Below are 14,708 nucleotides of genomic sequence, written 5' to 3' on the forward strand. Positions count from 1 at the left end.
AAATGATTGATGATGAAAATACTACAAATAACAGCTTGGGATAACTTGGGTCAGCAGTTTAATGGATATCAAATTCATCAAGCATTATTGAAATCAGGTCAAAATTCAAATATGGCAGTCAGTAATCGTGGATTTTCTGAGCCAAATATTCATCAATTAGGAAACTCTTTGACCAGAAAAATTGATCGACGTTTAAGGAGGATTGAACAAAATTTATCTCTCCATGCGATTTTACCCCTATCAGCCTATAGTTTATACTTTTCAGACTATTACAAACAATCAGATTTAGTTCATTTACAGCTTATACATGCAGAATCTTTTTTTAGCCTATTGAATTTACCAATTATTAGTAAACAGAAAAAAACTGTTTGGACTTTACATGACCCTTGGCTATTGTCAGGGCATTGTGTATATTCATTAGAATGCGATCGCTGGTTATCAGGATGTGGTAAATGCCCTGATTTAACCCTCTCTTTCCCTATCAAAAATGATACAACTGCTTTGATATGGAAACTCAAATATTGGATTATGCATCATTCGCAAATCACCTTAGTAGTTGCTTCACAGTGGATGTATGAAAGAGTAAAAAAAAGTTCTATTCTTTCTCACTTACCTTGTCATATTATTCCCCTTGGATTAGATACAAACCTATTTCAACCTCGCGAAAAGGCAAAATGTCGCGATCGCTTTGGTATTCCCCAAAATGCACAAGTATTAGCTTTTCGATATCAAAGTGGAACAGGATCTTTTAAAGGTTGGCAATGGCTAGAAACAGCTTTAATGGATTTAGAAATTGATAAGCCAACTTATTTAGTTAGCTTTGACCAGAAAGGGGGAATGGAAAAACTAAAAGACAAATATCAAGTTATCGAACTAGGATGGGTTCACGATCAAGACTTACTTTGTGATGCGCTCAATGCCACGGATATTTTTTTGATGCCATCGATCGCTGAAGCCTTTGGCATGATGGCAGTAGAAGCTATGGCTTGTGGTACGCCAGTAATTGCTTTTGAAAATACGGCTCTAAGTGATGTGATTCAGGCTCCAAAGGCAGGAATTGCCGTCCCCTATAAAAATGCTCAAGCCTTAACTGAAGCGATCGCCAAGTTATTAAAAGATGCAGACTTAAGAGGAAAACTTTCAACCGAAGCTGTAAAGCTAGTTAGAGCAGAATATGATACAAAGCTTTATGTAAATCGACATATTAGTTTATACGAAAGCATAATAAGTAATCCGAGCTAGAAGAAGTGATGATGTGTCGCGCCATACGCGACACATCATCACTTCTTCTCTACTAACCATAATTGTAGTAATAAGGCAATAGAAGAAATGCGAGTTTTAATTCTTGGCGGGACAGGAATGTTAGGACATCAACTTTGGCAAACATGGCAAGAAAAGTTTGATGTCTATATCTCTCATCGAGGCGGAAGTGAACTCTTAAAAAAAAATCCTTTATTTACTCTATTTAATAATGGTGATCGCCTAATAACCTATGTTTCTACAGAAAACTTTGAAACTATAATTAGAGCATTAGAATTAGCCAATCCGTCAGTAGTTATTAACTGCATTGGCATTATTAAACAAATAGCGATCGCCAAAGATCCAATTTCTTCCATTACCGTCAACGCCCTATTTCCCCACCAACTCGCTCAGCTTTGCCAAAAACACAGCGCCAGACTAATCCAAATCAGTACTGATTGCGTATTTTCTGGAAATAAAGGCAATTACACCGAACAAGACAACCCTGATCCCATCGATCTCTATGGCAGAACCAAACTACTAGGTGAAGTGATCGCCCCCCACTGCCTCACCATCCGCACTTCCATCATCGGACGTGAACTCAATAGCCAAAATAGCCTCGTTGAATGGTTAATCTCACAGAAAGGAAAAACTGTTAAAGGTTATGACCGAGCCATTTATACAGGCTTTACCACTCCAGCTTTAGCCAAGATCCTTGAAAAAATTATCCTAGAATATCCCAATCTCGAAGGGGTTTGGCACATTTCGTCAGACCCAACCACAAAGTATCAATTGCTTAATATGATAAATCAAGCCTTCACCTTGGGTATTACTATTGAAAAGGATGAAAGCTTTATTTGCGATCGCAGCCTCAATAGCCAAAAATTCCGAGACCTTACAGGCTTTATTCCACCTTCATGGGAAGAGATGATCTCACAACTCGCCGCCGCAAAATAACTTAAGCAAAATATTAGGAAAACAAATGCTAACAGGCAAGAAAATTGTCGTCACAGGTGGAACAGGCTCGCTAGGACAAGTCCTGATCAGACGTTTGCTCTCAGGTGAGATGGGAAAGCCTGCAAAAATAATTGTCTTCTCCCGTGACGAAGCCAAACAGCATAATATGCGTGTCGAGTATATGCAAAAAAAAGTTGTCACCGATGAAGTAATCTATCGTAATTTTCAGCAGCTTCTCGAATTCCGCATTGGTGATGTCAGAGATTTTCATAGCGTTAGTTCCTGTTTGCGTAATGCCGATGTCGTCTTTAATGCCGCAGCCTTAAAACAGGTTCCTACCTGTGAATATTTCCCCTTTGAAGCCGTCCAAACAAACATTGAGGGACCTCAAAACATAGTCAGAGCAATCCGCGAACTTAACCTTTCTGTGGAATTGGTGGTTGGTATTTCCACAGATAAAGCCTGTAAGCCAGTTAATGTTATGGGCATGACCAAAGCCATTCAGGAAAGATTATTTATTCGGGCTAATTTGGACTGTCCAGATACTCGGTTTATCTGTGTACGTTACGGCAATGTTCTCGCCTCGCGCGGTTCCGTAATTCCGTTATTTCATGAGCAAATTCGTCAAGGTGGCCCCATTACGATCACTACTGAAGACATGACTCGCTTTTTGCTAAGCCTAGATCAAGCAGTTGACACGATCTTTGCTGCTGTAAAAGATGGCTATCGAGGCGAAACCTATATTCCTAATGTTCCCTCCGCAAAAATGACCGATCTTGCTAAAGTAATGATCGGCGATCGCGCTATCAAGACTGAAATTACAGGTATCCGTCCAGGAGAAAAAATCCACGAAATATTAGTTTCCGAAGAAGAAGCCCATCGCACTATTCCCAGAAATGGCTATTATGTCATTCTGCCAATTCTACCCGAATTAAGAACAGCAGAAGAGGAAAGTAATTACCTCATCAAAGAATATAGCTCTGCCGACTATTTAATGTCTGAAAATGAATTAAAAAGACTTTTGTATGACTATCAGTTACTCAAAATAGAACAATCTGACTTGCAGCCTGAGCTATTGAGATAAAAAATATGTTTCTTAAATTAACACTTGAAACTCTTACTATAGATAAATGAAAATTATTACAATCTTAGGTACTAGACCTGAAATAATTCGCCTTAGTCGCATCATTAATAAACTTGATCAATTTTGTGATCATGTCTTAGTTCATACAGGACAGAACTTTGATAAAAATCTTAGTGATGTTTTCTTTGAGCAATTGCAAATAAGGAAGCCAAATTATTTCTTAGGAATTCGTGGAGATACCTTTGGCGAACAAATAGGCAAAATTATTATTGAATGTGAAAAAGTATTTAATAAAGAACAACCTGATAAAATTTTAATCCTCGGTGATACTAACAGCAGCCTTGCGGCGATCGTTGCTAAAAGAATGGGAATACCTGTTTACCATATGGAAGCAGGGAATAGATGTTATGACAATCGCGTTCCCGAAGAAGTTAATCGCAAAATTATCGATCACAGTAGCGATATTCTCATGCCCTACACAGAGAGAAGTCGCGCTAACTTACTGCGAGAAGGGATACCAAGCGATCGCATTTATGTCACAGGCAATCCCATATTTGAAGTAATTGAACATTATGCATCCCAAATTGCAGAATCTCAAATTTTGTCACATCTAGCCCTTAAGCCGCAAAAGTATTTTTTAGTTACCATGCATCGTCAAGAGAATGTTGACATTAAAGAAAGATTAATAGCTTTAACTCAATCCTTAGAATCTCTTCAAAAGCAATACCAAATACCAATAGTTTGTAGTTGGCATCCACGAACTAAATATTGGATGCAACAACATAGTATTTCTATACATAATTCTGAAATTTATTTTTGTGAGCCTTTTAATTTTTTTGATTTTATTTCACTAGAACGCCATGCTCTCTGTGTACTTAGCGATAGCGGAACCGTCCAAGAAGAATGCTGTATATTTCAAATCCCAAATGTCACCATCCGTGATGTGACTGAACGCCCAGAAACTATTGAATGTGGTAGCAATATATTAAGCGGAGCCGAGCCTGAAACAATAGAGCGTAGCGTGAAAATAGTTTTGTCAGAACCAAGTAACTGGGCTATTCCACCAGAATATTTAGTTGAATCCGTGAGCAATAAAGTTATCAAAATATTACTTGGATATTCTTTATGACCAATAAACCATTTTTTAGTATTCTTATCCCCACCTATAACCAAGCTCAGTATTTGGGCGCGGCTCTTGATAGTGCGATCGCGCAGACACATACAAACTGGGAAGCAATAATTATTAACGATGGCTCTACAGATACAACTGCGGAAATCATAGAAATATATTGTAATAAAGATTCTCGTTTTAAAGCGATCCATAAAGAAAATGGTGGAGTTAGTTCAGCTTTAAATAAAGGACTTGAAAATGCTCGAGGTGAATGGATCTGTTGGCTCAGTTCAGATGATTTATTTGAACCTAATAAATTAGAAATACATCAAAAGTGGATTAATGATTTTCCAGATTATAAATTTTTCTACTCTAATTATTATCAGCTATTTGAAACTACTAATGGTTTTACTAAAGTTAAGATTAACTTATCAAAAGAAATACCTCCAATTGAACTACAAGTAGTCCAATTGTTGAAAAACAACTATATTGCGGGTATTAATATATGCATTTCAAAATCTGCTTGGCTAAATGTTGGGTTATTTAACGAAAAATTACGATACGCTCAAGATCATGACATGTGGTTCCGTCTTATGATGAGATATCCAGCTTTGTTTATCTCGGAATATACTTGCTTGCGTAGAGTACATCAGGAACAAGGAACAAATAAATTTAGGAGCTTTTGTATATTTGATTCCGCTAAATTAACTATACAAATTCTAAACAAATATGAGATTGAAGATTTACTCCCATTAATAAACCTACAAGACTGTAAGCAAATAGAGTGTACTCTTAAATATATTTTAAACATAGCCTTAGATTCTAACTCATTTGTTTATAAATTTGGCTTCCATCCACTCTTAATATTTAAGATCCAAAAATTTATTGCTAAATATATTGATATGAGCAATAGTATAAATAAAGTCTTGATCGAAAAAATAAGGTTTTATTCTAATGTATTTGGAGATACTCCTCAAGGCTTTTGGTGTAAAATGACTAAAACCATTAACTCTGAATTCTCTTTTATCGTGGACGATTCCTTTTTTCTTTGTTTCGAGAAACTGGGGGAAAACTATTACTGGTGGTTAAATTATACTAATTCTGATTTGCAAGATGATGTTTTATATTACCTGCATTCTTTTTGTGGATATGAGATATCTTTTAAAAAGGATTGCAGTAGTAAATTTCAGAATGGTGTCAATGAAATAATTAAATTCAATAATTCCGAAAGTCAAGAAATATATACTAAACTATTAGAGAGGAACCAAGTTGACTTTTCTAAATATACCTTTACAGATCAAATAATTACCTTTGAAAAATTTAATGTTTCTCTTAAGTTGATATCTAAATTAGTTTTTGAAAAATATGGAAAAATAATAGGATATTTAATAGTTTTTAAAATATATACATTGCGAATTTTTCGTTTGTGTAAACAAGGAATTGTTTGGGTTCGTTTTAAGAATTATTTACTAAGTTTAATTTGTTGAATTATAACGAAAATACTACTTCAAATAATTCTTTGGTTCAAGCTTTTAAAGAATATCAGAAACTAATTTTTATTGTTAAAGTATATTATTAATTATGGATGTGAAATCTTCATCTCAAAGATCTACTATAATGAATCGTCTTACTTATGAGGCATCTGGAGATCCAGAAAAGTTTATTGTTCCTTTATTGCGGAATCAAGTCGAAGAGGTAGTGGCAAGGTATAGTAAACCAAAATCTACTAACCCACATGTTCTAGATGTTGGATGTGGTCGTCAGCCTTTCCGTGAAAAGCTTGAAGAAATTGGATATATCTACAAAAGCTTAGATGTAAAACAAAATTTAGAAAAATCAGTTGATATAATTTGGCAAATAGATAAATTACTACCAGAAAATCTTATTCCATTTGCATCTTTTGAGTTTATCTTTTGTACCGAAGTTTTAGAACATGTTGCTGATTGGGATATAGCATTTAATAATTTTAGTAAACTTTTAGAGGTAGGCGGAAGGTTATTTATAACTTGCCCTCATCTTTATATGCTTCATGAAGAACCTTATGACTTTTGGAGACCTACACCTTATGCTTTGAAGTATTTTGCTGATCGCTATGGATTTAAAGTCTTATATGAGGTTAAAGCAGGAAATGGGTGGGATGTAATAGGTACTGTATTGGCAAGTTGTTACTGTTCTCCAGTAAGTCGAAATATATTAGCTCGCTTATTAAACCAAATAATTGCTAAAACTCGTCGTCTATCGATTTTGCTTATTGCTAGTAAAATATTACAAAATCATGTGAACTTTGATAGTTCTCTTTACTTAAGTAATATTATTATGTTTGAAAAGTTGTAATATTTTATGGATTTTACTATAAACATTACAAATAAAAATGACAACATTCATATAGCATTTTGTATTGACAAAAATTATATTCAACACTGTGCAGTAACTATTACATCTATTTTTAATAATACAATAGCATCTAACATATCAATATCAATTATTTACAGCAATATTGATGATAAATCAAAATTAAAACTTGATTCATACATTAGAAAATTTACCTCTGATGTAAAATTTATATTAATCAATGAAAAGCGATTAAAAAGATTTCCAGTCTCAGATCATATTACTTTAGCTAGCTATTATCGAATCTTTTTAGCAGATCTTCTAGACTCAGAAATAAAAAAAGTTGTTTTCTTAGATTGTGACTTAATTGTTAGAAAAGATATTGTCGAGCTATGGAGCATTGATGTATCGAATTATAGCCATGCTGCGGCAATTGAAAATGGAGTAGATATTGCTCATAAAGATTCTATAGGAATAAAAGAGAATTTTCACTATTTTAACGCTGGTGTTATGTTGATAAATTTAGAATATTGGAGATCTAATAGCGTAGCTGAAAAAGCTGTGGAATATATAAATAAAAATACAAATAAAATTCAATTATGGGATCAGGATGTATTAAATTTTATATTACAGTCACAATGGTTAGTTATTAATTCCACTTGGAATGCTACTTGGATTGTTTTTATGAGTTCTGCTTGGACAAATTACAACTTTACAACACTAAAGTGTCAAGAATTAAAAGATATTAGTTTAGATCCTAGTATCATTCATTTTACTGGATCTGAAAAACCTTGGCATAGTTATTATGAGCATCCTTATAAAGACGAATACTATAATTATCTGAATAAAACTCCTTGGCAAAAATTTAGACCTATAAATAGACCTAACTTACTTGCAAAATTCTTGATAAGAATCAAGAAAATTATGTCTTGGTTTAACAATATTTTATGAAAGAGATACTGTACATTCCTATTATATTTATCCATTATGGTGACAGTGATTATCTAAGATATACACTCAAGTCAGCTAGAATATTTAATCCTAAAACTAGAATTATTCTATTAGGTGATCAGCTTAATCAACACTATATCAATCTAAATATTGAGCATTTTTTCTTTGATAAATATAGCAATTCTTCAGAAATTCTTTTGTTTAAAAAAGTATACAAGTTTATTGCTGGGAATAAACATGGAAAAAATGAGTGGACTCAATTTGTATTTCAACGCTGGTTCCATATTTTTGAGTTTATTCAATCTGAGTCAATTGAACAATTTTGGACGTTTGACTCTGACAACCTTATATTTACAGACTTACAAAAATATGTACCTCTTCTCTCAAACTATGACTGCACCGAACAATGTAATGGCTGTTGTATGAATGGATTTGTAAATAGTCCAAAAATTGTCAAAGGTTACATTGATACAATTAATAATTTGTTTATGGACTCAAATTATTTAGAGAAACAAATTCAGGAATTTGTTGATTATCCAGATTATGCTTTTACTGAAATGAGAGCATACTATGAATATCGAAAAACAAATAATCTAAATAGCATTCGACTCCAAAATATATCAAAGAATGAAACATTTGATGAATGCTTCTGCCAAGAGCATGGCATGGAATTTATAAATGGAAAGAAAAAACTTTGTTTTAAAGAAGGAATTGTTTATCAAATAAACAAACTAGATCAAAAGCCAGTAAAAGTAAATACAATTAATATGAGTTGGGCTAAATTATATCTCATAGAAGAAATATTTACCTACACTGTAAATAACCATTTCGATTTATTTCCTAAAAATTATTTTATTATTCTCTGTATTACTAGATGTAAATTCTATATTTTAAAGTTGATATCCACTATCAAAAAGCTTTTTATCAATCTAAATCTATAGTCTAAATCTAATGCTAAAAACTCCGATCGCTTTTTTGATTTTCCGTCGTCCTGACCTTACGTCTAAGGTGTTTGAAGCCATTAGGCAAGTTCAGCCACGACAATTGTTTATCGTTGCTGATGGCGCTCGAAATGAGACAGAAGATATATTATGTCAGCAAGCTCGCGCTGTAACTGAAGTTATTAATTGGGATTGTGAGGTGTTTAGAAACTATTCTGAAGAAAATCTTGGTTGCCGTAAGCGAGTAAGTAGTGGACTAGATTGGGTTTTTTCCCAAGTGGAAGAAGCTATTATTCTAGAAGATGATTGTCTACCCCATTTGTCATTTTTTGATTATTGCCAAAATTTGTTGGAATACTATCGTGAAGATCAACGAATTATGGGAATTAGTGGCAATAATTTTCAGAATGGAAAACATAAAAATGAATATAGTTACTACTTCTCAAAGTACAATCATTGTTGGGGATGGGCGACATGGCGGCGGGCTTGGAAATATTGGGATTGCAGTCCTGTAAAATGGATAGAATTTCATAAAATGGGCTTATTAAGAACTATATGTGAAGATCCCTACGAACATAAATACTGGGAAATGATATTTGATGAAATTTTCTTAAAAGGTAAACCTGATACTTGGGACTATATTTGGACTTTTACCTGTTGGTCGCAGGGCGGCTTAACGATCCTACCAAATGTTAATTTAGTCTCCAATATTGGTTTTGGCAAAGATGCTACTCATACTCATAAAGAGAGTCATTTCGCTAATATGAAAACCAATGAAATCATTTCAATTAAACATCCTCCTTTTATGATTAGGAACTTAGAAGCTGATAACTACACCTACAGAAAACATTACGCAAGTAAGTTTCAATTGATTAAGAAATTGATTAAATCTAAGTTAAAAAAATAGTAGAGTTAATACGATGCTTGAAGCTGCATTAACATAAAATCTGGATATAAGTAATGGAGTTAATAATTGATGAATGACATAGTATGTCCTATTTCTCAAAAATCAATGAAGCCGATCTTTGCTGAGACTATTTTAAATAAATATCTGGTTACTTACTACTATTGTGAAGAAAGTGGTTTATTAAAAACAGAAACTGCCTATTGGCTGGATGAAGCATATATTTCACCCATAGCTAACACAGACACAGGAATTTTACAAAGAAATATATATAACAGCTTGTTTCTTGAAGTATTACTTGGAAATTTATTTAAAGGAGAGGGAAAATTCCTTGATATATCAGGTGGATATGGAATCTTAGCTAGATTGATGAGAGATAAGGGATTTGATTTTTATACAACTGATAAATATTGTTCAAATATATTTGCAAATAATTTTGAACCAGAAATAGGATTTAAAGCTAATGCACTTTGTGCCTTTGAAGTGCTAGAACACATAGAAAATCCTAAACTTTTTTTGAGTAATACATTAGAAGAATTTAATTGTAGAACTTTAATATTCTCTACTGAAACATTCTTAAACGATCAAATTCCTGACAAGAGTTGGCAATATTATTCCTTTGAAACTGGACAACATATAACATTTTATCAGCCTAGAACTTTACAGCTATTAGCTGATTCATTACAACTTTCATACTATATGATCAATCCAAGTATGCACCTTATTACAGATTTAAAGCTGTCGCCAACACTTAGATATATAATATCTAAGTATAAGCTTCTAAAAATCCTTTCATTATGTTTTGAGTTTAAGTTTCCAAATAAGAGTAAATCCTTGGATGATCATATTTATATTAGCAAAGGATTAAAAAAGAGTAGATGAATATTTTCTATGACGGAGAGATTTATGCCACTTACTCCAATAGAGTAGGTGGCATCAGTAGATATTTTGATAATTTAATTAGTAGATTACCTGAAAATTTTTACCCTGTATTAACAACTGCACGCGATCGTAACGGAAGCCATCCAAATCATCCAAACTTAAAACTCTGTTACTATAATTTCAATTTCCGTCCTAGAGCCATAAGTAAGATCTTTAGAAATAAATATTTTCAGTCTCTCTCCAGTCATTTTCATCCACAGATAGCCCATCCCACTTATTACTTACTAATGACAGGGAGGGAAATCAGCGAATATAAATGTCCCACTGTCATTACAGTTTATGACATGATCCACGAGATATTTGCCGAATCAGTAAAAGGCTACAGACAAGTAGTTGCCTTTAAGAAAAAAGCACTTTTCTCATCTCAATCAATACTTTGTATTTCAGAAAATACGAAGAGAGACTTATTAGAGCGATATCCTTCATTAGAAGATCGCGTAACTGTGACTCTACTTGCTACCGAACTAAATAAAAGTTACATATGTCATTCCAATCTTGTCCCTGAAAAACCATATTATTTATACGTTGGTAGTCGGGAAAGTTATAAGAATTTTGATAGATTGCTACTGGCTTTTAGCCATATAGTCACTAAGTTCCCTGAGATATTACTATGCGTTGTTGGGGCTAGTTTAAATAAAGCTGAAAGCAAACGTATTATGGAACTTAATCTTGCTAATCATATAAAGTGCTACAGTTCTGCTAGTGATAGTCTACTTGCTACACTTTATAATTCTAGTATTGCACTTGTTTATCCCTCACTTTACGAAGGATTTGGCATCCCCCCATTGGAGGCTATGTCCTGTGGGACAACAGTTATTGCTTCAGCTTCATCTAGTATTCCGGAAGTAGTGGGAGAAGCAGGGTTACTTTTTAATCCTACTTCAACGGATGAGCTTGTCGATCAATTATTAGTTCTCTTAAATAACTCTAGTAAACGAGATATTTTGCTGGAAAAAGGGAGAGAGCAAGTGCAAAAATTTAGTTGGGAAAAAACAACGACAGAAACCGTTAATGTCTATAAATCATTACTTTAGTTACTCATTTAACTGAGGATTCAATAAAATGAAAAGAGCTTTAATTTGTGGTATATCAGGTCAAGATGGAACCTATCTAGCACAAATGCTCTTGAATCAAGGTTACGAAATTTGGGGAACATCTCGTGATGCGCAGATGACAAATTTCCATAACCTTGTAACTATTGGGATAAAGCATAAAGTAAAACTGGTATCAATGGCTCTAAATGATTTTCGGAGTGTTCTGCAAGCTCTAACCTTATGTAAGCCTGATGAAATTTATAACCTCGCTGGACAAAGTTCGGTCGGATTGTCATTTGAGCAACCTGTAGAAACTTTAGAAAGTATTGCCACGGGAACATTGAATCTACTAGAAGCAATTCGCTTTTTGGGCTTGCCAGTGAAATTTTATAATGCTAGTTCTAGTGAATGTTTTGGAAACGTTAATGAGAATGAGGCTGACGAGAATACTCCTTTTCGTCCACGTAGTCCCTATGGAGTCGCTAAAGCAGCAGCATTTTGGGAAGTAGTAAACTATCGAGAAGCTTATGGTTTATTTGCTTGTTCGGGAATTTTATTTAATCATGAGTCCCCATTACGTCCAGAAAGATTTGTGACACAAAAAATTGTTTCAGCAGCTTGTCGTATTGCTAGGGGATCAAATGAAACTTTATATTTAGGGAATATAGATATTAAAAGAGATTGGGGATGGGCTCCAGAATATGTAGTTGCGATGTTTTTAATGTTGCAAAAGTCAGAGCCGACAGATTATGTGATAGCCACAGGAGAAAGTCATTCTCTGTTAGATTTTGTCTCAGAAGCTTTTGAATACCTAGATTTAGATTGGAAGCACTATGTAAGTATAGATATTCAACTTATGCGACCAAACGATTTAGGAATAGGTCTAGGAAATGCATCTAAAGCCAAGACACAACTAGGGTGGCAAGCTAATTATAAAATGAAGGATGTCGTCAGAGAGATGATTAAGTATAATCTTATGAATAAGTAGTGACTATTAAAGCGTTACAAGCGCTCTAAAGGAAGAGTAATAGAGATGTCTATTCATATCATTGTTCCTGTTCATAATCGCAAATCTCTTACGTTAGCTTGTCTGGAGAATTTAAAAATCAATGGCGATTTGCAAAAATATCAGGTAGTAGTGATTGATGATGGATCGAGCGATCGCACTGTCGAAGAAATTACCACAAACTATCCCGAAGTGATTATTCTTAGGGGTGATGGAAATCTTTGGTGGACGGGGGCAATGGCTTTAGGCATGACCTATGCCTATGAAAGAGGGGCAAACTATTTTATTTGGTTAAATGATGATAGTTTGCCTGCAATGAATACCTTAGATTTATTAATTGATTTTTTGCGATCGCATCCTAATTCAATTGTTGGCGCAGCTTGTTATGCGTCGGAAACAGGAGAGTTAGTAGAGACTGGTTTTAAAGGACGACAAAGAATAAAAGCTATAGAAAATGAATTAGTAGAAGTTGATGGGTTAAGTGGTTATTGTGTGGGTATGGAATCAAGTATATTTAAAGAAATTGGCGCTCCTGATGCTGTTAGATTTCGTCAATATGCAGGGGATGGAATGTATACCCTTAAAGCAACTAGGGCAGGATTTAGAGCTTATATTTTAGGAAATGCAAAAGTAATCTTAGCCGAGGAAAAAGATCCAATTCACAACTTTAGTAGTTATATTCAAAAATTTAAAAAATATACTTTTAAATCAATTTTCTGGAACTATAAATCTCCCTATCATCTACCCACTCAGTTTTATTATCATACTTATAAATATGGTTATTTAATTGGTTTACCACTATTTATAATTAAAGCAACTTCTTGGGTAATAAGTTTCTATGTCTAAACCACTACATATTGTGATGATTCACGATCGCTATCAATATGTTGGTGGTGAGGATGTCTCGACTGATGCTGATGTGGAACTGTTGCGCGAATATGGTCATCAAGTGACACTAATTGAGGTTCACAATGACATTATTAAGGCTTATTCTCAATTTGAGAAACTTAAACTATTTGCCCAGACGGCTTGGAATTTTCAAGTTTATCGCGAGATGCGATCGCAGTTCCAAAAACTCCAGCCCGATCTTGTTCATGTACAGAACTTCTTTCCCCTATTTTCCCCCTCTGTCCATGCGGCGGCGCGATCGCTAAATATCCCTACAGTCCAACATCTGCATAACTTCCGTTTAGGTTGTCTAAATGGATATTTGCTCAAGGATGGCAAAATCTGTGAAGCCTGTGTGGGTCGAAATCCTTGGCGAGGGGTAGTTTATGGCTGTTATCGCCAATCTGTGATCGCTTCTATAGCAGTGTGGGCAATGGTGTCAGTTAATCGATGGCGGCGTACTTGGACGCAGGATGTGAATGCATTCATTACTCCTAGCCATTTTGCCGCTCGAAAACTGATAGAGATGGGGATTCCTCGCGATCGCCTCTATGTGAAACCCTATGTAATTAATCCCCCAAATAATCTCCATGATGCTGAACATCAAGATATTGTTATAAATTCTAGACATAGGGATACGGTTAATTTTCTGTTTGTGGGTCGATTATCGCCAGAAAAAGGCGTAATCAACTTATTAAAAGCATGGGCAGAATTAAATAGAACTGATTGGCAGTTAAATATTGTGGGGGAAGGGGATGAGAAGCTTACTTTACAGGGCTTTGTTAAGGATTTCGGTTTAACTAATGTTCAATTTTTTGGATATTTACCACCTTCCAAAATCATAGAAATCATGCAAACTGCAACAGCGATCGTCGTACCTTCACAATGGTATGAAACCTTTGGGCGGGTTGTAGTTGAATCTTTTGCCTGTGAGAAACCCGTTCTCGCTTCTGATTTGGGCGCTCTATCGGAATTGATTACTCCTGAGCATAATGGATTGCTAATTTCTAGCGATCGCCCCAGCGATTCTCTCAGTAGTGCATGGGCAGAAAAATTATACTGGTGCGGCACAAATCTTGAAGCTTTGGCAATTCTCGGGAAGAATGCATCTCAAACTTATCAAGAACTTTACACTCGGTCTACCAATTATCAGCAGTTAATGGAAATATATGCTTCAGTTCTATAGCTCATCCCATAAGAAAAACACAAGGCGGACGTATCAGGTTGTGGGAGGGGCAAAGATCGCGCTACATCCACCTAAAACCCGTAAATTATAGCTATAACCAGTCTTGTTACTCCCTTCTCACTCAAGAAATAGCT

At 34.6% G+C, this 14,708-nt stretch carries 14 protein-coding genes; all 14 read left to right on the forward strand.

Annotation, left to right across the window (positions count from 1 at the left end):
- The first annotated feature begins 9 nt into the window (after positions 1-9).
- The 14 genes from H6F42_RS17990 (at position 10) to H6F42_RS18055 (ending at position 14,574) form a co-directional block, all read left to right on the forward strand.
- Positions 10-1,242 (forward strand): glycosyltransferase, encoded by a 1,233-nt coding sequence (locus H6F42_RS17990; RefSeq protein WP_190400751.1) that lies wholly within the window; start codon positions 10-12, stop codon positions 1,240-1,242.
- 87 nt (positions 1,243-1,329) lie between these two features.
- Positions 1,330-2,196: an SDR family oxidoreductase gene (locus tag H6F42_RS17995; RefSeq protein ID WP_190400752.1), complete on the forward strand. Its 867-nt coding sequence runs from the start codon at positions 1,330-1,332 to the stop codon at positions 2,194-2,196.
- Between the two features lie 25 nt (positions 2,197-2,221).
- A complete protein-coding gene (locus tag H6F42_RS18000; protein WP_190400753.1) occupies positions 2,222-3,280 on the forward strand; it encodes a polysaccharide biosynthesis protein in 1,059 nt (352 codons plus the stop codon).
- 46 nt (positions 3,281-3,326) lie between these two features.
- Positions 3,327-4,409 (forward strand): UDP-N-acetylglucosamine 2-epimerase (non-hydrolyzing), encoded by a 1,083-nt coding sequence (gene wecB, locus H6F42_RS18005; RefSeq protein ID WP_190400754.1) that lies wholly within the window; start codon positions 3,327-3,329, stop codon positions 4,407-4,409.
- Complete coding sequence (locus tag H6F42_RS18010) at positions 4,406-5,878, forward strand: glycosyltransferase (RefSeq protein ID WP_190400755.1); 1,473 nt, start codon at positions 4,406-4,408, stop codon at positions 5,876-5,878. Before wecB ends, H6F42_RS18010 begins: the two co-directional genes overlap by 4 nt.
- A 130-nt stretch (positions 5,879-6,008) precedes the next feature.
- A complete protein-coding gene (locus H6F42_RS18015; RefSeq protein WP_190400756.1) occupies positions 6,009-6,725 on the forward strand; it encodes a class I SAM-dependent methyltransferase in 717 nt (238 codons plus the stop codon).
- A 6-nt stretch (positions 6,726-6,731) separates the two neighbouring features.
- The gene (locus tag H6F42_RS18020; RefSeq protein ID WP_190400757.1) at positions 6,732-7,673 is read left to right on the forward strand and encodes a glycosyltransferase family 8 protein; all 942 of its coding nucleotides are present in this window, start codon (positions 6,732-6,734) and stop codon (positions 7,671-7,673) included.
- Entirely contained in the window at positions 7,670-8,614 is a 945-nt protein-coding gene (locus H6F42_RS18025; protein ID WP_190400758.1) for a hypothetical protein, read from the forward strand. The genes H6F42_RS18020 and H6F42_RS18025 overlap by 4 nt, the downstream gene beginning before the upstream one ends.
- A gap of 10 nt (positions 8,615-8,624) precedes the next feature.
- Entirely contained in the window at positions 8,625-9,521 is an 897-nt protein-coding gene (locus tag H6F42_RS18030) for a glycosyltransferase family 2 protein (protein WP_190400759.1), read from the forward strand.
- A gap of 69 nt (positions 9,522-9,590) precedes the next feature.
- Complete coding sequence (locus H6F42_RS18035) at positions 9,591-10,400, forward strand: class I SAM-dependent methyltransferase (protein WP_190400760.1); 810 nt, start codon at positions 9,591-9,593, stop codon at positions 10,398-10,400.
- Positions 10,397-11,494, forward strand: coding sequence for a glycosyltransferase family 1 protein (locus H6F42_RS18040; protein WP_190400761.1), 1,098 nt, complete (start codon positions 10,397-10,399; stop codon positions 11,492-11,494). The genes H6F42_RS18035 and H6F42_RS18040 overlap by 4 nt, the downstream gene beginning before the upstream one ends.
- A 28-nt stretch (positions 11,495-11,522) precedes the next feature.
- Positions 11,523-12,482, forward strand: coding sequence for a GDP-mannose 4,6-dehydratase (locus H6F42_RS18045; RefSeq protein ID WP_190400762.1), 960 nt, complete (start codon positions 11,523-11,525; stop codon positions 12,480-12,482).
- A gap of 45 nt (positions 12,483-12,527) precedes the next feature.
- Positions 12,528-13,346, forward strand: coding sequence for a glycosyltransferase family 2 protein (locus H6F42_RS18050; protein ID WP_190400763.1), 819 nt, complete (start codon positions 12,528-12,530; stop codon positions 13,344-13,346).
- Complete coding sequence (locus tag H6F42_RS18055) at positions 13,339-14,574, forward strand: glycosyltransferase (RefSeq protein ID WP_190400764.1); 1,236 nt, start codon at positions 13,339-13,341, stop codon at positions 14,572-14,574. The genes H6F42_RS18050 and H6F42_RS18055 overlap by 8 nt, the downstream gene beginning before the upstream one ends.
- Positions 14,575-14,708: the final 134 nt, after the last annotated feature.

It is taken from the genome of Pseudanabaena sp. FACHB-1998, from assembly GCF_014696355.1.
GTDB lineage: Bacteria > Cyanobacteriota > Cyanobacteriia > Pseudanabaenales > Pseudanabaenaceae > Pseudanabaena.

Excerpts from the sequence above, each read along its gene's own strand:
- H6F42_RS17990 (WP_190400751.1), top strand. The coding sequence starts at position 10 with ATGATGAAAATACTACAAATAACAGCTTGGGATAACTTGGGTCAGCAG.
- H6F42_RS17995 (WP_190400752.1), top strand. The coding sequence starts at position 1,330 with ATGCGAGTTTTAATTCTTGGCGGGACAGGAATGTTAGGACATCAACTT.
- H6F42_RS18000 (WP_190400753.1), top strand. The coding sequence starts at position 2,222 with ATGCTAACAGGCAAGAAAATTGTCGTCACAGGTGGAACAGGCTCGCTA.
- wecB (WP_190400754.1), top strand. The coding sequence starts at position 3,327 with ATGAAAATTATTACAATCTTAGGTACTAGACCTGAAATAATTCGCCTT.
- H6F42_RS18010 (WP_190400755.1), top strand. The coding sequence starts at position 4,406 with ATGACCAATAAACCATTTTTTAGTATTCTTATCCCCACCTATAACCAA.
- H6F42_RS18015 (WP_190400756.1), top strand. The coding sequence starts at position 6,009 with ATGAATCGTCTTACTTATGAGGCATCTGGAGATCCAGAAAAGTTTATT.
- H6F42_RS18020 (WP_190400757.1), top strand. The coding sequence starts at position 6,732 with ATGGATTTTACTATAAACATTACAAATAAAAATGACAACATTCATATA.
- H6F42_RS18025 (WP_190400758.1), top strand. The coding sequence starts at position 7,670 with ATGAAAGAGATACTGTACATTCCTATTATATTTATCCATTATGGTGAC.
- H6F42_RS18030 (WP_190400759.1), top strand. The coding sequence starts at position 8,625 with ATGCTAAAAACTCCGATCGCTTTTTTGATTTTCCGTCGTCCTGACCTT.
- H6F42_RS18035 (WP_190400760.1), top strand. The coding sequence starts at position 9,591 with ATGAATGACATAGTATGTCCTATTTCTCAAAAATCAATGAAGCCGATC.
- H6F42_RS18040 (WP_190400761.1), top strand. The coding sequence starts at position 10,397 with ATGAATATTTTCTATGACGGAGAGATTTATGCCACTTACTCCAATAGA.
- H6F42_RS18045 (WP_190400762.1), top strand. The coding sequence starts at position 11,523 with ATGAAAAGAGCTTTAATTTGTGGTATATCAGGTCAAGATGGAACCTAT.
- H6F42_RS18050 (WP_190400763.1), top strand. The coding sequence starts at position 12,528 with ATGTCTATTCATATCATTGTTCCTGTTCATAATCGCAAATCTCTTACG.
- H6F42_RS18055 (WP_190400764.1), top strand. The coding sequence starts at position 13,339 with ATGTCTAAACCACTACATATTGTGATGATTCACGATCGCTATCAATAT.